At 70.5% G+C, this 17595-nt stretch carries 18 protein-coding genes; 7 read left to right on the forward strand and 11 right to left on the reverse strand.

Annotation, left to right across the window (positions count from 1 at the left end; genetic code table 11):
* Positions 1-61 precede the first annotated feature (61 nt).
* A complete protein-coding gene (locus AMK10_RS34695) occupies positions 62-757 on the forward strand; it encodes a type 1 glutamine amidotransferase domain-containing protein (RefSeq protein WP_073753413.1) in 696 nt (231 codons plus the stop codon).
* The gene (locus AMK10_RS34700) at positions 754-2079 is read left to right on the forward strand and encodes an aldehyde dehydrogenase family protein (protein ID WP_073753415.1); all 1326 of its coding nucleotides are present in this window, start codon (positions 754-756) and stop codon (positions 2077-2079) included. Before AMK10_RS34695 ends, AMK10_RS34700 begins: the two co-directional genes overlap by 4 nt.
* 72 nt (positions 2080-2151) lie before the next feature.
* Here the strand turns inward: AMK10_RS34700 and ccsB are convergent, their stop codons facing one another.
* The 7 genes from ccsB to hemL form a co-directional block, all read right to left on the reverse strand.
* The gene (gene ccsB / locus AMK10_RS34705) at positions 2152-3234 is read right to left on the reverse strand and encodes a c-type cytochrome biogenesis protein CcsB (protein WP_073753417.1); all 1083 of its coding nucleotides are present in this window, start codon (positions 3232-3234) and stop codon (positions 2152-2154) included.
* Positions 3231-4925, reverse strand: a complete 1695-nt coding sequence (gene resB, locus AMK10_RS34710) for a cytochrome c biogenesis protein ResB (RefSeq protein ID WP_073753419.1) — start codon at positions 4923-4925, stop codon at positions 3231-3233. The genes ccsB and resB overlap by 4 nt, the downstream gene beginning before the upstream one ends.
* Positions 4926-4931: 6 nt before the next feature.
* Positions 4932-5696: a cytochrome c biogenesis CcdA family protein gene (locus tag AMK10_RS34715; protein WP_073753421.1), complete on the reverse strand. Its 765-nt coding sequence runs from the start codon at positions 5694-5696 to the stop codon at positions 4932-4934.
* A gap of 4 nt (positions 5697-5700) precedes the next feature.
* A complete protein-coding gene (locus tag AMK10_RS34720) occupies positions 5701-6303 on the reverse strand; it encodes a TlpA family protein disulfide reductase (protein WP_073753423.1) in 603 nt (200 codons plus the stop codon).
* 67 nt (positions 6304-6370) lie between these two features.
* On the reverse strand, positions 6371-7627 hold the full coding sequence (locus AMK10_RS34725) for a hypothetical protein (protein WP_073753425.1): 1257 nt from the start codon (positions 7625-7627) through the stop codon (positions 6371-6373).
* A 185-nt stretch (positions 7628-7812) separates the two neighbouring features.
* Positions 7813-8502: a histidine phosphatase family protein gene (locus tag AMK10_RS34730; protein ID WP_073753427.1), complete on the reverse strand. Its 690-nt coding sequence runs from the start codon at positions 8500-8502 to the stop codon at positions 7813-7815.
* The gene (gene hemL / locus AMK10_RS34735; RefSeq protein ID WP_073753429.1) at positions 8499-9806 is read right to left on the reverse strand and encodes a glutamate-1-semialdehyde 2,1-aminomutase; all 1308 of its coding nucleotides are present in this window, start codon (positions 9804-9806) and stop codon (positions 8499-8501) included. Before hemL ends, AMK10_RS34730 begins: the two co-directional genes overlap by 4 nt.
* Before the next feature lie 292 nt (positions 9807-10098).
* On the opposite strand from hemL, the gene AMK10_RS34745 reads away from it, so the two are divergent.
* The 4 genes from AMK10_RS34745 (at position 10099) to AMK10_RS34760 (ending at position 12384) form a co-directional block, all read left to right on the forward strand.
* A complete protein-coding gene (locus AMK10_RS34745) occupies positions 10099-10695 on the forward strand; it encodes a hypothetical protein (RefSeq protein ID WP_079180985.1) in 597 nt (198 codons plus the stop codon).
* 260 nt (positions 10696-10955) lie between these two features.
* Positions 10956-11309 (forward strand): STAS domain-containing protein, encoded by a 354-nt coding sequence (locus AMK10_RS34750; RefSeq protein WP_073753433.1) that lies wholly within the window; start codon positions 10956-10958, stop codon positions 11307-11309.
* A 118-nt stretch (positions 11310-11427) separates the two neighbouring features.
* Entirely contained in the window at positions 11428-11958 is a 531-nt protein-coding gene (locus AMK10_RS34755) for an ATP-binding protein (protein ID WP_241839769.1), read from the forward strand.
* 48 nt (positions 11959-12006) lie between these two features.
* On the forward strand, positions 12007-12384 hold the full coding sequence (locus AMK10_RS34760) for an STAS domain-containing protein (protein ID WP_073753435.1): 378 nt from the start codon (positions 12007-12009) through the stop codon (positions 12382-12384).
* A gap of 7 nt (positions 12385-12391) precedes the next feature.
* Here the strand turns inward: AMK10_RS34760 and AMK10_RS34765 are convergent, their stop codons facing one another.
* The 4 genes from AMK10_RS34765 to AMK10_RS34780 form a co-directional block, all read right to left on the reverse strand.
* Positions 12392-12787, reverse strand: a complete 396-nt coding sequence (locus AMK10_RS34765) for an STAS domain-containing protein (RefSeq protein WP_073753437.1) — start codon at positions 12785-12787, stop codon at positions 12392-12394.
* The gene (locus AMK10_RS34770; protein WP_073753439.1) at positions 12747-13880 is read right to left on the reverse strand and encodes a cobalamin B12-binding domain-containing protein; all 1134 of its coding nucleotides are present in this window, start codon (positions 13878-13880) and stop codon (positions 12747-12749) included. The genes AMK10_RS34765 and AMK10_RS34770 overlap by 41 nt, the downstream gene beginning before the upstream one ends.
* Positions 13877-15547: a PP2C family protein-serine/threonine phosphatase gene (locus AMK10_RS34775; protein WP_079180986.1), complete on the reverse strand. Its 1671-nt coding sequence runs from the start codon at positions 15545-15547 to the stop codon at positions 13877-13879. The genes AMK10_RS34770 and AMK10_RS34775 overlap by 4 nt, the downstream gene beginning before the upstream one ends.
* Positions 15548-15799: 252 nt before the next feature.
* Complete coding sequence (locus AMK10_RS34780; RefSeq protein ID WP_073753441.1) at positions 15800-16984, reverse strand: PP2C family protein-serine/threonine phosphatase; 1185 nt, start codon at positions 16982-16984, stop codon at positions 15800-15802.
* 95 nt (positions 16985-17079) lie between these two features.
* Here AMK10_RS34780 and AMK10_RS34785 point away from each other — a divergent pair, with 95 nt between their 5' ends.
* Entirely contained in the window at positions 17080-17583 is a 504-nt protein-coding gene (locus AMK10_RS34785) for a MarR family winged helix-turn-helix transcriptional regulator (RefSeq protein ID WP_073753444.1), read from the forward strand.
* The last annotated feature ends 12 nt before the right edge of the window (positions 17584-17595 follow it).

Here is a 17595-nt window from a genome sequence, read left to right on the forward strand (position 1 = left end):
ATTGCTTGAGCATATCAAGCTTCACTGTTCACGCGCCTCGCGTCTCGTAGGGAGCACCCCCATGCCCTCCGTACTCTTCGTCCTCACCGGTGCCGACCACTGGACACTCAACGACGGCACCACCCACCCCACCGGCTTCTGGGCCGAGGAACTCGCCGCCCCGCACCGCGTCTTCACCCAGGCCGGCTACGACATCACCTTCGCCACCCCGGGCGGCGTCGCCCCCACCGTGGACGCGGCGAGCCTCGCCGCCGAGGCCAACGGCGGCCAGGAGCAGGCCGACGCCATCGCCTCGTACCTCGCGTCCATCGACGAGACGCTCCGCATCCCCGCCCGGCTCGAGGACACCGTCCCCACCTCGTACGACATCGTCTTCTACCCCGGCGGCCACGGCCCCATGGAGGACCTGGCCGTCAACGCGGCGTCCGGCAGGCTGCTCACCGCGGCCCTCGACTCCGGCACCCACGTGGCGGTCCTGTGCCACGCCCCCGCCGCCCTGCTGGCAGCCCGGCGCGAGGACGGCAGCTGGCCCTTCGCCGACTACCGCCTGACCGGCTTCAGCAACGCCGAGGAGACCCAGGCGGGCTTCGCCGCCAAGGCGCCCTGGCTGCTGGAGAACCGTCTCGTCGAGCTCGGCGCCCAGTACTCCGCCGCCGAGCCGTGGGCGGTGCACACCGTGCACGACCGCACTCTGCACACCGGCCAGAACCCCGCCTCCTCCGAGCAGCTGGCGCGCGAGATCGTGGCAGCCCTGTGAGCGCCGGAGCCCGCGCCGCCGAGACGCCCGCCGATGTCGTCGCCCGCCTCCGCGCCGCCTTCCGCACCGGACGCACCAGGGATCTCGACGAGCGCACGGACCGGCTGACCCGGCTGCGCGCGCTCCTGACCGAGCGCGGCGACGAGCTGGCCGAGGCCCTCCACGCGGACCTCGGCAAGAGCCGCAAGGAGGCGTACCGGACCGAGATCGACTTCACGGTCCGCGAGATCGACCACACCCTGGAGCATCTGGCCGACTGGCTGCGCCCGGAGCCCGCCCCCGTGCCCGCGGTGCTCGCCGGGGCCACGGCGAGCACCGTGCGCGACCCGCTCGGCGTCGTACTCGTCATCGCGCCCTGGAACTACCCGGTGCAGCTGCTGCTCGCCCCCGTCGCCGGCGCGCTGGCCGCGGGCAACAACGTGGTCGCGAAGCCCAGCGAGCTGGCACCCGCCACCTCGGCGGCCATAGCCCGGCTGCTGCCCGAGTATCTGGACCCCGACACGGTCACCGTGGTGGAGGGCGGCGTCCCGGAGACCACCGCGCTGCTCGCCGAGCGCTTCGACCACATCTTCTACACGGGCAACGGCACGGTCGGCCGGATCGTGATGACCGCGGCGGCCCGGCACCTCACCCCGGTCACCCTGGAGCTGGGCGGCAAGTCGCCCGTCTTCGTCGACCGCGGCACGGACCTGCGGACGGTGGCGGCCCGGCTGGCCTCGGGGAAGTTCCTCAACGCCGGCCAGACCTGCGTGGCCCCCGACTACGTCCTGACCTACCCGGAGACCGCGCCCGCCCTGGCGGACGCGCTCGCGGCGGCGGTCGAGGGCCTGTTCGGGCCGGACGCGGCCGGCCACCCGGAGTACGGGCGCATCGTGAACGAACGTCACTTCGACCGGCTCGTCGGCCTTCTCGGCTCCGGCCGTACGGTGACCGGCGGCACCCACGACCGCTCCACCAAGTACATCGCGCCGACCGTCCTGGCCGACGTGCGGCCCGACGCCCCCGTGATGCGCGAGGAGATCTTCGGCCCGGTCCTGCCGATCCTCACCGTGGACGGGCTCGACGAGGCCATCGCCTTCGTCAACGACCGGGACAAGCCGCTGGCGCTGTACGCGTTCACCGACGACCCGGCCGTCCGGGAGCGGCTGCTGGCCGAGACCTCGTCCGGCGGCGTGGGCATGGGCCTTCCGCTGGCCCATCTGACCGTGTCGAACCTGCCGTTCGGCGGGGTCGGCGAGAGCGGCATGGGCAGCTACCACGGCCGGTACTCCCTGGACACCTTCAGCCACCGCAAGGCCGTCCTGGACACCCCGCTCGGCTGACACCCGTACGCACGCCGGGAGGGCGCGACCGCACCGAAGCGGTCGCGCCCTCCCGGTTGTGTCCCGTACCGGTCAGACTCCGGCGTAGGAGTGCTTGCCGGTGACGAAGATGTTCACGCCGTAGTAGTTGAAGAGCCAGCAGCCGAAGGCGATCAGCGCCAGGTAGGCGGCCTTGCGCCCCTTCCAGCCCGCCGTCGCGCGCGCGTGCAGGTAGGCGGCGTACGCGACCCAGGTGATGAAGGACCAGACCTCCTTGGGGTCCCAGCCCCAGTAGCGGCCCCAGGCGTCGCCCGCCCAGATCGCGCCCGCGATGATCGTGAACGTCCACAGCGGGAAGACCGCGGCGTTGATGCGGTACGAGAAGGTGTCCAGGGACTTCGCCGCGGGGAGCCGCTCCAGGACCGAGGTGGCGAACTTGCCGGGGGTCCCGCCGTTGGCGATCTTGTTCTCGTAGCTGTCGCGGAAGAGGTACAGCAGCGTGCCGACGGCCCCGAGGTAGAACACCGCGCCGCAGATGATGGCCGTCGAGACGTGGATCCACAGCCAGTAGGAGTGCAGCGCCGGGACCAGCTGGTCGCTGTCGGTGTAGAGCGTGGTGGTCGCGATGCCCAGGTCCAGCAGGACCGTGGTGACCAGCATCAGGCCGATCCAGCGGACGTTCTTCTTCAGCGCCAGGAGGATCAGGTAGGCGCCGACCACCACCGTGGAGAAGGTGATCGAGAACTCGTACATGTTGCCCCAGGGGGCGCGCTGCACGGACATGGCGCGTGCGACGACGCCGCCCGCCTGGACGGCGAAGGCGACCACGGTCAGGGAGACCGCGATCCGCCCCCAGAGGTCCCCCTTGAAGGTGCCGCCCGCCGCACCGGGGCCGTCCGGCACGTCGCGGGTCCCGGCGGCCGAGCGCGTGACGATCGTGGGGCGGTCCAGCACGGCGGTGCCGCCCTGCTGCGCGACCTTCACCGTGACGGCGGGAGCGCCGGCGGCCGAGTCCTTCTTCAGCGCGGCGGCCGTGCGGCCGACCTTGCTGCGGCTGCCCAGCACCCACTCCGCGATGTGGGCGAAGAAGGCCAGCGTGTAGACGGCCATCGACGAATAGATCAGCGTGTTGCTGGCATTCGCCAGGCTCTCGTTGGTTGCGGCGGCGAGATTCACTTCTCAGCCCCTTCGGCAGGTTCTTCGGAGGGTTGTCCGGGCTCGGGTTCGGGTCCGGGCGCGGTGGGGGCCATGGTGTTGAGCGCGAGCGCGAGACCGCCCAGCTCCTCGGGGAGCTTCGCGGAGTCGCTGCGGCCCAGGCCGGCCATCTCGACGACGGTGACCCCGTCCGCCCCCCGCACGGCCCGCACCCACACCCGGCGGCGCTGGATGAAGAGCGATCCGGCGAGACCGACGATGGCGGCGACGGCCCCGGTGAGGGCCCAGCCGGCGGCGGGCTGGCGCGCGATCTGGAAGCTGGCCCACTCCTCGACGCTCTCGAAGGTGATCGAGCCCGCGCCGTCGGGCAGCTTCATGGTCTCGCCGGGGCGGAGCCGCTTCTTGAGCTGGTCGCCGTTGCTGTCCTTGAATTCCTTCATCTTGGACGTGTCGAGCTGGTAGACGTTCTGCGGCAGTCCGGAGTCCACGCCCAGGCTGCCGTAGTAGCCGTTGAGCGCGAGGACCGGGTAGTCGAGGCCGGGGTACTGCGAGAACATCGTGCCCTTGCCGTCGCCGGCGAAGGTCGGGACGAAGAAGGCCTGGAAGCCCAGCTGGGACTTCTTGCCGTCGGCGTCCTTGTAACCGTCCATCACCTTGATGGCACCGGTCGACGTGACGTTGTTGTCGATGGGCAGCAGCGGCACCGCGGTCCGGTAGACCTCCTTGCCCTTGCCGTCCTTGACGGAGATGACCGGCGCGTAGCCGTGCGCGTTGAGGTAGACCTTCGTGCCGTCGACGACCAGCGGCTTGTTGACCTCGATGACCTTCTTCTTCTCCTCGCCGTCCGCGCCCTCGGCGTAGGTCACCCGGGCCTCGTAGGTCCGGGCCGTGCCGCGCTGGGGACCACTGCGCTCGTACGTGCCGACGAAGTCCTCCAGATCGAAGCTGAAGGGCGTGAGGTCGTCGGTGTCGAAGAGCGAGCCGGACTTGAAGTCGTCGTACTGGGTGATCGTGTTGGCGAAGCCGTCACCCTCGACGACCAGCTTGCCGCCCTCGGACTTGAAGAGCTGGCCGCACGCGAAGGCGATCAGCATGACGATCAGCGCGATGTGGAACATGAGGTTCCCGGTCTCGCGCAGATACCCCTTCTCGGCGGCCACCGCGTCGCCCACCTCGTGCGAGCGGAAGCGCCGCTTGCGCAGGACGGTGAGCGCGGCGGCGCGGACCTCCTCGGGAGCGGCCTCGGTGCGCCAGGTCGTGTAGGCGGGCAGCCGGGTCAGCTTCCGGGGCGCGCCGGGCGGGCGGCCGCGCAGCTGGCCGATGAACTGGCCGGTGCGCGGGACGATGCAGCCGATCAGCGAGATGAACAGCAGGATGTAGATCGCGGAGAACCACACCGAGCTGTAGATGTCGAAGAACTGCAGCGCCTCGTAGACCGGGGTGACCGTGGTGTGGGCCTCCTTGAAGGTCTGCACCTTCAGTTCGTCCACGCTGTTCTGCGGGATCAGCGAGCCGGGGATGGCGCCGAGCGACAGCAGGAAGAGCAGGATCAGGGCGACCCGCATCGAGGTGAGCTGCCGCCAGAACCAGCGGGCCCAGCCGATGACGCCCATGGCGGGCACGGAAGCGGCGGACTCTTCGCGCGGGGCGGTGGAGAGCTGTTCTCCGGCCTGGCCGAGGTCGCGCTCGTCCGTGGTGTTCAGGTTGCTCATGAAAACTCAGATCCCCACAGTGAAGCCGTCGGACCAGACTCGCATCTCCTGCATGAGCGCGTCCCAGGCGCCCGTCAGCAGGAGCACTCCGGTCACGATCATCATGCCGCCGCCGATCCGCATGACCCATGCGTAGTGGCGCTTGATCCAGCCGAACGCCCCGAGCGCCTTGCGGAACGCGACCGCGGCCAGGACGAAGGGCACTCCGAGACCGACGCAGTACGCCACGGAGAGCAGCGCGCCGCGCCCCGCGGTCCCCTCCTGGAGGGCCAGCATGTTGACGGCCGAGAGGGTCGGGCCGAGGCAGGGCGTCCAGCCGATCCCGAAGAGGGCTCCGAGCAGCGGGGCGCCCGCCAGCCCGGTCACCGGCTTCTTGTGGATGCGGAACTCGCGCTGCGTCATCCACGGCATCAGGCCCATGAAGAAGATCCCCATGAGGATCATCAGCACGCCGAGGACCTTGGAGAGCGTCCCGCCGTACTCCTGGAGGGTCTGCCCGAAGTAGCCGAACAGCGCCCCGCTGGAGACGAAGACGACGGTGAAGCCCAGCACGAACAGGGAGGCGCCCGTCACGGTCCTGCCCCGGCGGGCGTCCGCCAGATCCGTGCCGCTGACCCCGGTGACGTAACTCAGGTATCCCGGGACGAGCGGCAGGACGCACGGGGAGAAGAAGGAGACGAGCCCGCCGAGCAGTGCGATCGGCAGGGCCACCAGGAGGGCGCCGCTGAAGACTGTGGTGTTGATTCCGGTTGCCGCGGCCAGTTGGAGCACGGCGTCACTTCTCCGCGATCAGCGGGTCGATCATCTCGCGCAGCTTCGTCTCGTCGATCGCGGCGAGCGTGCGGGCCGCGAGCTTCCCGTTCCGGTCGATGACCACGGTCGACGGGATGGCCTGCGCGTTCAGGGTGCCCTTGGGGAAGCGGAGCAGCAGCTTCCCGGTCGGGTCGAAGAGGCTCGGGTAGGTGACGCCGTAGTCCTGCTCGAAGTTGACCGCGGCGGCCCGCTGGGTGTCGCGGGTGTTGATCCCGATGAACTGGACGTCCTGGTCCGCGGTGTCCTTGGAGACCTTCGCGAAGTGCTTGGCCTCCGCGCGGCAGGGTCCGCACCACGATCCCCAGACGTTGAGGACGACGACCTTGCCCTTGTAGTCGGCGACGTCGAGGGCCTTGCCGTCCAGGGTCGTGCCGTCGAGCTTCGGCGCGTCGGTGCGTTCCCCCTCGGCGACGGTGGAGATACCGCCGCTGCCGGTGACGAAGTTCGTGTTGCCGCCGCCGCCCGCCTTGGTGCCTTCACCGCAAGCGGACAGGGTCAGGGCACCGGCCACGGCTGTGGCGGCGAGCAGGGTGAAGCGGCGTCGGGGTGCGCGGCCAGAGCTCATGTGAAAAGTTTCGCATGGCAGTTCCGGGGATCTTCCGCGCCCCCCTCGCTGCCCGTAAAGCCCCTTGTCAGGCTTGTTTAAAGAAGGTGTTCCAGCCGCCGTCGGGCGTCTGTCCGACCTGAAGCGTACGAAGCTTCGCGAGCACCGCCGGATCCTGTACGTCGAGCCAGTCGACGAACTGCCGGAAGGAGACGAGGCGCACATCCGGCTTGCCGGCGATCCGCTTGAGCACTTCTTCCACGGCGTCCATATAGATGCCGCCGTTCCACTCCTCGAAGTGGTTGCCGATGTAGAAAGGCGCGCGATTCGTCTCATAGGCGCGCTCGAACCCGGCCATATACGCCTCGGTGGCCTGGGTGCGCCAGCCCGGATAGCGCGACGGCATGCCGTTGGTCGAATTCTGCGACTGGTTGGCGAGGATGTTGTAGTCCATGGAGAGGACTTCGAAGGTGTGGCCGGGGAACGGAATGCCCTGGAGGGGGAGATCCCATACTCCCTGGCGCTTCTCGGGCCACATCTGGGTGCCGCCGGGCGAGCTCGCGTCGTAGCGCCAGCCCAGCGCTTTCGCGGTGGGCAGCAGATTGTCCTGGCCGAGGAGACAGGGGGTGCGGCCCCCGATCAGTTCCTTGCGGTAGTCGAACGGCAGCGGGTCGACATCCGTCCAGCCGGAGTTCGTACGCCATTCGGTGACGAAGGAGACCGCCTGATCGATCTCGCTCTGCCATTGCGCCGGCGTCCAGTTGCCGACGGAGCCGGAACCGCCGCAGAAATGCCCGTTGAAGTGCGTACCGATCTCGTGCCCGTCGAGCCATGCCTCGCGGACGTACTTCAGTGTCTGCTTGACGTGGTCGTCGGTGAGATAGCCGATGTCCGAGGCGCCCCTGGGGTTGTTGGGCGGGCGGTAGAGGGACTTCTTCGACTCGGGCAGCACATAGAGACCGGAGAGGAAGAAGGTCATCGCCGCTTCGTGTTCCCTGGCGAGTTCGAGAAAGCGCGGGAAGAGGCCGTTGCCCACTTCACCCGCCCCGTCCCAGGAAAAGATCACGAACTGCGGGGGCCTCCGACCGGGTTCGAGCGGCACGGGGGCGGCGGGCTGATTCGGCTGCTTTCCGGTGTCGGCGGTGGAGCCGTCACCGATCAGCCTGACCTTTTTCTCGGGTGGTCCCCCACCATTCCCGTGGGTCCCTTTGCCACCCTTGGCGCCCTTCTCGGGCTCCGGCCGTCCGCCGTCCGAAGAACCGAGGGAGCCGCAGCCGCTCATCGACAGTGCGGCTGCGGCTCCGAGTCCGGCCCCGAGCAGGCCCCTTCGGTTGATTTCGCGCATAGCGTCCCCATCTGCGGTCGTATTACCTCAAGGCCATACAAACTGGCGATGGCTTAGATGAGGAAAACAACACGGGGGTTCCGCTGATAATCATAAAAGTTGTCACGTGAACAGACCCTTACAGGTGCTGCACACGACAGACAGAACAGCGCACCGGAAGGGGCCCGGCACGCGGCCCGCGGGTGCTACGCGCCGAACGCCTTGGACTTGCCCTTGACCGGCTTCGCACCGGCGAGCAGATGCGCGGGCACCAGGTCCCTGGCCGGCTCGGTGTACCCGACGGACACGATCTTGTCGCCCTGGTACGTGAAGCTCGTCAGCGAGGCCAGGGTGCACTGCCGCTTGCGCGGGTCGTGCCAGAGCCTGCGCCGCTCCACGAAGCTCCGCACGATCCAGATCGGCAGCTGATGGCTGACGCAGACCGCCTCGTGCCCCCGCGCCGCGTCGCGCGCCGCGTCCAGGGCCCCCATCATCCGGACGACCTGCTCGATGTACGGCTCGCCCCAGGACGGCTTGAACGGGTTGGTGAGGTGCTTCCAGTTGTCGGGCTTGCGCAGCGCGCCGTCGCCGACTCCGAAGGTCTTGCCCTCGAAGACGTTGGCGGCCTCGATGAGACGCCCGTCGGTGGCCAGGTCCAGGCCGTGCGACTTGGCGATCGGCGCGGCCGTCTCCTGGGCGCGCTCCAGCGGGGAGGCCACGACATGCGTGATGTCGCGCTTCTCCAGGTGCTCGGCGACCCGGTCGGCCATCCTGCGGCCGAGCTCGGACAGGCTGTAGCCGGGACGGCGCCCGTAGAGCACGCCCTCCGGGTTGTGCACCTCGCCGTGGCGCATCAGATGGACGACGGTGATGTCCCCGTCCTCGTACTCGCTCATGCCGTGGCCTCCGATGCGGCGCGGGCGGCCGCGGGCAGCGCCGCCGCGATCCGCTCGATCGCCCGCGCGTCGTGGGCGGTCGAGACGAACCAGGACTCGAACGCGGACGGAGGCAGATACACGCCCTGCTCCAGCATCGAGTGGAAGAAGGCGGTGAAGCGGAACGCCTCCTGCTTCTTCGCGTCCTCGTAGTCACGGACGGGCTCGTCGGTGAAGAAGACAGAGAACATGTTGCCCGCCACCGACACCGTGTGGGCGACGCCCTCCTTGGTGAACGCCTCGCCGACCAGGGAGCGCAGCTCCGCGGAGACCGCGTCGACCTTCTCGTACGCCGCGTCGTCCAGCAGCCGCAGCTGGGCGAGGCCCGCCGCGGTGGCGACCGGGTTCCCGGAGAGGGTGCCCGCCTGGTAGACGGGGCCCGCCGGGGCCAGGTGCGCCATGACGTCGGCACGGCCGCCGAAGGCCGCCGCCGGGAAGCCGCCGCCCATGACCTTGCCGAAGGTCATCAGGTCGGGCCGCACCCCGTCGATGCCGTACCAGCCGGCCTTCGACGTACGGAAGCCGGTCATCACCTCGTCGGAGATGTACAGCGCGCCGTTGGCCGCACAGATCTCCTTCAGTCCGGCGTTGAAGCCGTCCAGCGGCGGTACGACGCCCATGTTGCCCGGCGACGCCTCGGTGATCACACACGCGATCTCGCCCGGCTGCGCGGCGAACGCGGCGCGCACGGCCTCCAGGTCGTTGTACGGCAGCACGATCGTGTCGCCGGCCTGCGCCCCGGTCACGCCGGGCGTGTCGGGGAGGCCGAAGGTGGCGACCCCGGAGCCGGCGGCGGCCAGCAGCGCGTCGACGTGGCCGTGGTAGCACCCGGCGAACTTCACGACCTTGGCGCGGCCGGTGAATCCACGGGCGAGCCGGATCGCGGACATGGTCGCCTCGGTGCCGGACGACACCAGGCGCACCTGCTCGACGGGCTCGATCCGGGCCACGACCTCCTCGGCGAGCGCGACCTCGCCCTCACCCGGCGTACCGAAGGAGGTACCACGGGCGACCGCTGCCTGGACGGCGGCGATGACCTCGGGGTGCGAGTGGCCGAGAATCATCGGTCCCCACGAACACACGAGGTCGACATACTCACGACCGTCGGCGTCAGTGAGGTACGGACCCGTACCGGACACCATGAACCGGGGCGTACCGCCCACGGCACGGAAAGCACGCACGGGGGAGTTCACGCCACCGGGCGTCACACGGGACGCACGGTCGAAAAGCGTCTGCGAAACTGGGGCTTCGTATGAATACGCCACTTTGGTCCTGATCTGCGATTCGGGGTTCGGGGGGCCTGGCCGGAATTCCCGGCCGCCGGTGAGCAGGGAGCGCGCTCTCCCCGTATGAGGCTCGTACAACGAAAGGGCGTCAGTCTCCTCGCGTCTGCGAAACTGGGGCGTCATAGGGAAAGCTCACCCATGCCATGGTGTCAGAGGCGTGCACGGTCTTGCGGACAGGTGTTTCACCGCACGCCCGTGGGGGAGGTCACTGACGATGATCGGGTTGCGCGGCGGGGCTGTGTCTCCTAAGAAGTAGTCGGGTGGATGAGATATGCATCGCGGTGGCGGAGTGGGCGAAGGGACCGACGACCTGGGGCCCGAGCCTGCCCGGCGAGGGCGGCACCGGCGCAAGGCCGAACGCGAGGCCGAGCGCGTACGGGACGACCGGGCGGGCGGTGTCGACGGTTCGGGGAGCAGGAGCAGTGGACGGGTGGGGGTGACCTACAAATACTTCGGTGCCCCTGACGGGGCCACCGCCGCACGGGTGCCCATTTCCATGCGCCCCGAGGAGCTCGGGGGTGACGAGCTGGGCATGGGCGGCATGTTCAGCAAGATCAAGCCCGAGACGGTGGCGGCCATGGTCCTCACCGGCATACAGGGCATACCCCTGAACAAGGTCCCCCCGCTGGAGCTGGTCGTCCTCCATCCCGACTACGCGGTCGTCAAGCTGCCGATGACGGTCGTCGACCCGCTGCGGGACGTCGGCGAGGAATCGGTCGGCGCCGCGGCCTTCATCTGGTCCACGGTCCCGGACCGCGGCGGACCGCGCGACGCGTTCAACGTCTACCAGCTGCTCCACGAGTGGCAGGACTTCTCCCACCGGCTGCACGACGCCGGGCACCAGGCGTACTGCCTGGTGTGGCCCTGACGCGGGCCACCCGAGCGGGCTGGGCGCCACGGCGAACCCCCCGGGCGCCGCGGCGCGTCACGCGGCCGGAAGTCCTCCGGGCACCGCGGCGGTCCCGGGAGCGGGCAGGTTCCGCCCCACCCGCATGCGCGTGTGACTCCCTCTCCGGCTCCGGCGCATCACACCGCCCGGCACCGCCTCCCGGGGCTTCCTGGCGGTCCTCGTGGGCCCTGTCACCACGCGTGCCCCCACCACGTCCGCGGTGTAGGAGGATGTGACGCATGTCGGCAGATGAACTGCATGTGGTCGTGGAGACCACCGATGACGGTGTCGTCGTGATCCGTGTCCGAGGGAGCCTCGACGGATGGTCGGACTCCTCCGGCCTGGTCGAGGCTCTGGAGAAGGCCGCCGGCGGCGGCGGACGGCTGACCGTGGCCGATCTGTCCCGGCTGGAGTTCGCCGACTCCACGGGCCTGCACGCCTTGTTGAGCGCCCAGCGCAGGCATACCGCGTCGGGAGTACGGCTGGTGCTGGCGGGCCCGCTCGGTGCGGGAGTACGCAGGCTCTTCGAGGTCTCGGGCACCGCCGGTGCCTTCAGCTTCGCGGACACGGTGGACGCGGCGCTCACATGCTGACCCCCGTGTCCGGGGCCGCGCCGTTCGCCCTTCGCCCGCACGGCGGGCGAATGACTCCGGCCCCGCCGGGCAGGCGCGGAGTGTCATGAACGGGGAGCAAGAAGGACTGCGTGGCGGCGTGAGTCCGGCCGATGGGCCGGAGGAAGCCGTCAGCACACCTGCCCCGGCGGCACCGGCGGACGAGAGTGCGGCGCATCCGGCCGGCACCCGGCTCGCGGAGCCGCCGGCGGACGGCAGCGGGCCGGATGCGCCGGTCGACGCGGAAGAGCCGCCGGGCGTGCCGCGGAACGCCGCTGCCGCGCGCGCCATCGTCACCCGCCTCCTGGAAGCGTGGTTCCGCGGACGGGACGGAGAGGGTCCGGCCGACTTCGTCGTGACGGACGCGCTGCTGGTGACCTCGGAGCTGGTGACCAACGCCGTCAGGCACGGCGGCGGGCTCACCGGGTTCACGGCGGAGATCACCGACGACGGACTCCTCCTCACCGTCGGCGACGCGAGCACCGAGGCGCCGGTCGTCATGGAACGCGACCCGCGGACGGCTCCCATCGGCGGCTACGGCTGGCCGTTGGTGCGCCGGCTGACGGAGCGGGTGTCGGTCAGGCACCACCTCGGCGGCAAGAACATCGTCGCCCTGATCGCCCTCTCCTGAGCAGGGTGTCCGTGCGGGCGGGCCAGGGCAGTTGGCATAATTTCCCGCATGGTCCGTGATCCTCTCGACAACTCCACGCCCGCCGCGTCACCGGTGGTGGCGGCCGAAGGTGAGATCAACGGCTGCTGGGTCGTCCGGGCGCGGGGCGAGATCGACTGCGACAGCATCGATCCGCTCTTCATCGCCATGTGGCAGGCCGTGGCCGGGCACGAGGTCGTCGTGCTGGACACGTCCGCGATCACGTTCGCGGACTCGTCCTTCCTCAGCCTGCTCATCGAGACGCACCAGCAGACCCGGTTGCGCGTCGCCGCCCCGAGCGCGGCCGTGACACGGCTCCTGCGGACGGCGGGTGTCGACCGGGTGATCAAGACGTATCCCACGCTCGACGCGGCCCTCGCCTCGCCCCCGCCCTCCCGGTCGGCGTGACGCCGCTTCAGCTCGACGGAACGGTCGGCGGGCCGTCCTCCGCGTGAGCCTGCCCGGCGAGCCGGGCGGAACCCTGCGGCCCGAAGATCTGCCGGATGCCTGTGACCTCCAGGATCCTGCGAAGGAACGCGGGCTGGTTCACCAGGTGCAGCACCACACCGCGGGACGACGTGCGGCGGTGGATCATGAGGAGGCTCGAGACGCCCATCGAGTCGCACAACCGGAGCTGCGCACAGTCCAGGGTCAGGTCGCGCAGGCCCGGGTCGGCCGAGAGGCAGGCCTGGGCACGCTCCACGAGTTGCTCGCACGTGTCGTGGTCGAGGTCACCCGACAGGCGCAGCAGGACGCTCCCGGGGCCGGCCTCAGCGGTCAGGGAGAAGGGTGGACTGGTCAGATCGGTCATCCGAGGCTCCGGTGGTATGGCCGGCCGGTGCCAGGAGCGCGTCCAGCGCCGTGCGCGCCTGGCCGAGCAGCCGGGTGGATCGGGGGAAGTCCTTGAGCTCCGCCCCCAGGACGTCGAGGACCGGCAGCAAGGAGCCCGCCGGGACTCCGCGGGCACCGAGGATGCCTCCGGTCCAGGTCAGAAAGCCGGCGAAGAGGTCGTCGTCGTCCATGTAGAGGGCCACGCCCAGGTACTCGACGATGTGGGAGATGTCCTGCGCGGTGTGCTCGCGTTGCTGCTCCGTGTAGGACGCCGACTCGGGGAAGCGGCTCTCGAGCTGGGCCAGCACCTCACGTACGAGCTGGGGCCTGCTGCGGACCACGAGGGTGTACTCCTGGTCGCCCAGGTGCGGCAGATCGTCTATCTGCTGCCTGCCGACCGCCATGGCCGGGACCGCGATGCCGTCCGCGATGCGGCGCGCCGCGGAGCGTGCGTCGGGCGCCCAGGCGTCGGCGCCCAGGCGGCGCGCGTGCTGGCCGGCAGCCCCGAAGGCCGCCCCGCCCGCCAGCACGGGCACCCCCACGGCCTGGCAGGCGGTGATCGCCGCGTGCGCGGCGGGCAGCCGGGTGGGGATCGAGGAGGACAGTGCGACGACGTCCGCTCCGTAGGTGTGCAGGTGGGCGATGAGGTGCGGCGTGGGCACCTGGGCGCCGAGGAAGTCCACCTGCCAGCCGCGCAGGGTCAGCACCTCGGCGAGCAGACGCGCCGGCAGCACGTGCCACTCCTGGTCCACACAGGCCACGGTGACCCGCCCGAGGCTCGGCGTGGCGCGCGCGTCGGGGCGACGGTGGGCGAGCGCGGCGATGATCCGCTCGGCTATGGCACTCGCGGCGTGTTCCTGCGCGACGCTCAGGCGGTTGGCCGCCCACTCGGCACCCACCCGCGCCTGCACGGGGGCGATGACGTCCAGCAGTGCGGTCTCCGCGTCGAGACCGTCGTCGAGCGCGGTGAAGAGCAGATCGGCGGCCGCGCGTTCGTTCCGACCGGTCACCGCGGCCCACAACTCGGCCTGGAGACCGCTCAGCCGGGGCGCGGCAGGCGTGTACGTGTTCATGCGGTGTACCTGCCCCGGGTGTGCCCGTCCACCGCGCTGAGGTGGGTGGTCGGCGGGGCGGTGATCGCGACGAGGGCCATGTCGTCGTGTCGGCCGTCGTGCAGCCACTGGGACGCGAGCATCTGCACCCGCTCGACCACGGCCTGGCCGGGCATGCCCGCGCACTCCGACACGACGCGCATCAGCCGCTCCTCGCCGAACAGCTCGTCACCGAGCGGACCGCCCCGCGCCTCCGTGACTCCGTCGGTGTAGAGCAGGCAGGTCTCGCCGGGATCTAGATGGATCTCCACGGTGCTGGCCTCGATGTGGGGCAGCGCCCCGACCAGGGTGCCGCGGGTGTCGATCTCTTCGACCCGGCCGTCGTTGCGGACCACCAGGGGGGAGGGGTGGCCGGCGGAGGTGAGGCGGAGCCGCACCCTGTTCTCCACGCGCTGGACCGAGGCCAGCACCAGGGTCGCGAAGCGGGTGTGGTGCGAGTTGAGGAGCGCTCCGTTGAGCAGCCGCAGCATCCGCTCGTGGTCGCCCGCCATCGGCGTCAGCGCCTGCAGTGTGTTACGGATCTTGCCGGTGAGCACGGCCGCGTCGAGGCCCTTGCCGCAGACGTCGCCGAGGACGGCGAGCGAGGGCTCCTCCTGCGTACTGCCCGGATGCACGTCGTAGAAGTCGCCGCCCACCCGGTCCCGCGCCGAGGCGGGCTGGTAGCCGCCGGCGAACTCGACGCCGTTCACACAGTGCAGCTGAGGGGGCAGCAGGTCCCGCATGAGGGTCCGGGTGATGTCGCTCTGCTCCGCGTACAGCCGCGCGGCGGAGAGGGCGGCGCCCGCCCGGGCGGCGAACAGCCGGGCGAAGACCTCCTCGTTCGCGTTGAACTCGGCGGAGTCGGCGCTGCGCAGCAGCACCAGGACCCCGGCCGGGACGCCGTGGCCGGGAAGGGGCGTGACGGCGGCCGACCCCACGGAGCCGGTGAAGTCGTCCGGGATGAGCCAGTCGGGCAGCGCCCCGGGGTCGATCCATCGGGAGGGTACTGGCGGGAAGCCCTGCAGGGCCTCGCTCAGGCCGGGCACCTGGGAGGGATCGGCCGCCACCGTTCCGCGGACCGCGGCCCGGCCCCTGACCGCGTACGCCATGGGCAGCTTCCGGCCCGCGGCGGGAGCCACGACCACGGCGGCGTCCGCGAGGTGCTGGGAGGCGAGTTGGGCGGTGGCGCGCATGCAGCGGTCCGTGTTCAGCGACGCCAGCAGGACGTTCGACGCCTCGGCCAGGAAGGTGGTGCGCTCCCGTTCCGTGGCGAGCGCCTGCTCGGCCATGCGCCGGTCGGTGTCGTCGACCAGCCACCACACCACGTTCCCGTCCACGCCCGGGGTCGGATGCGCCTCGAAGCTCTGGGCTCCGATCTCCCCCCGGTACACGGGCCGGTGCGGTTCACCGGCCGGAGATCCGGCGGGGTTAACCGTCTCGTCATGAGCACGGGCCAGCCAGTACGGCGCCGTCTGTGACAGCGTGTCGCCGAGGGCCGCGCCTTCGAGCAGCGAGGCGGCGACCGGATTGAAGCCGACGACGACTCCGGAGCTGTCGGCGACGATCACCGGGTACGGGGCGGTGCCCCAGACGTCGGACGCGGACCGTTGGTGAGTCTTCGTGGCGATGTGTTCCTTCGGAGGAGCCATGAGGGGGGACCCGCCAGGGGCGAGTCGCACCACCTTCCAACTGGACGAAAATTACTTTCCCTTCGGCAACCATTGCCCATGCGCCCTGCGGATGGCAAGCCGCCCCCCGCGCCACCGGGACCCCTCGGCGGCGCGGGAGGCAGGCGCGGCCCGGCCCCTCGACGACCCCGCACATCAGCCCTGCCGGAATTCTTCACCGGGCACACACACTCCGGGACGTGCGGTGCCCACAGGTGAGAGCGGGGCGGTCCCTCAGCCCGCCCGGGGGCGCCCGTGCCAGTCGAGGCACAGGACCAGCGCGTCGTCCACGACAGGAGCGCTGCCCCGGTGCCCCAGCAGCGCCTCCAGTACGGCCCGGGGCACCTGCGACGCCGGCAGGAGCCGCGTTTCGGTGATCGCCCTGGCGAGTGCTCGCAGGCCGTACTTCTCGCCCGCGGGTGACAGGACGTCGTACACGCCGTCGCTCACGAAGAACAGCCGGTCACCTGGCTGCACCTCGAAGTTCTGCACCCTGTAGACCGTGTCCTGGAACATGCCCAGCGGCATCTGGGCCTCCAGCTCGACCGCTTCGACGACCCCGCCGCGCAGCCGCCAGATACGGGGCGACCCCGCGTCGATGATCTCCGCCTTCCCGGTGGGCAGATGGAAGCGGAGCAGCAGGGCCGCCAGGTGACGGCTCCCGTGGTGCTGGCCGAACACGGCCTGATCGGCCAGGTACGCCTGATCGACGAGATCCAGGCCGGCCCGCCGGGCGTTGCGCAGGGCGTTGACCGCCAGATTGGTGAGCAGCGCCGCGTCGATGCCCTCACCCATCCCGTTGTTGACGGTCAGTACGAGGTCGTCGGCCGACGCGGACCAGTCGTAGCTGTCACCGTGAACGGCGTAGGCGGGCTGGAGCTGGGCACCGATGCTGTACTCGTCGCGGGCGCACGACCGCCCCGGCAGGAGCTGCCACTGCATCTCCGCGGCCAGGGTCAGACGCTCCGCCCTGCGGGCCCGCAGGAACAGGTCGGTGTCCCGTTCCGCGACGACGACCTCGTGGGCCAGCGCCTGCGCGCAGGCGCTCAGATCGTCCAGCGCGTCACCGCCGGGACCCGCACCCTCGCTGTCGGGCAGGGTGACACTCAGCACTCCCAGCCGGTCACCCCGCACGGTGACGGGCAGGTGCACGGTCGTGGTCGAGGCAACCGGGTCGTGGACGCAGTGCGGCTCCTGCGCACCGAACGCCCGCCCGGCACCGCCGTCGTGGACCGGCACCGGCCCACTGGAGTGATGCATCTCACCTACGGGCTGGAGCCAGGACGTCGCGTAGTCCGCAAGCAGCAGCTCCACCCCCAGGGCATGGTGTCGCAGCTCGATCCGGGTGCGCAGCACCTCGACGATCCGGTGGGGCGCGGCCTCACGCAACAGGCGTTCGACCGCGCTGGGTCTGTCCACTTGTACAGGTCTCGCTTTCGTTGACATATCTTCGATAACACGGTTGCTCACACCGGCCAGCCGGCCCGGCCCACAGAGCCCACTCGGAGTGTCACATGAGCGAGGATCCCGTCCCGGACCCCCAGGACGTATCGGACGCCTCCCTCGACGCCGGGCACCTGCGGGAACTCCTCGAGGACGCGTGGGAACGCGGCCGGGAGGCATTCGACACGGCACCGGTCTCGCCCACCCAGACCCGGGTGCTGTACGTCGTGGAGCGGGAACCGGGCATCAACATGCGCGACCTGGGGCGGCACCTCGCGATGGCGGCACCCTCGGTGAGCCGCCTGTGCGACCGGCTCCAGGCCGCCGGATTCCTCCGCAGGACACCCCGGGTGGAGGACCGCCGCGAGATACAACTGCGGCTCACCGACGTCGGCCAGGCGCATCTGCGCGCCCTCAGGCACCGGCGGGAGCAGTACCTGCGGCAGACCATGGACGGCATGCCACCAGCCGCACGCCGTGCGCTGACCACCGGGCTGACGGCCTTCTGCGAGGCGTCCGGAGGACCACCCCGGACGGCGAGCGGCAGCCCGCACGAACGCCGGCGTACCGCGTAGCCGGGCGCACGG

Source organism: Streptomyces sp. CB02058 (assembly GCF_001905505.1).
Classification (GTDB): Bacteria; Actinomycetota; Actinomycetes; order Streptomycetales; family Streptomycetaceae; genus Streptomyces.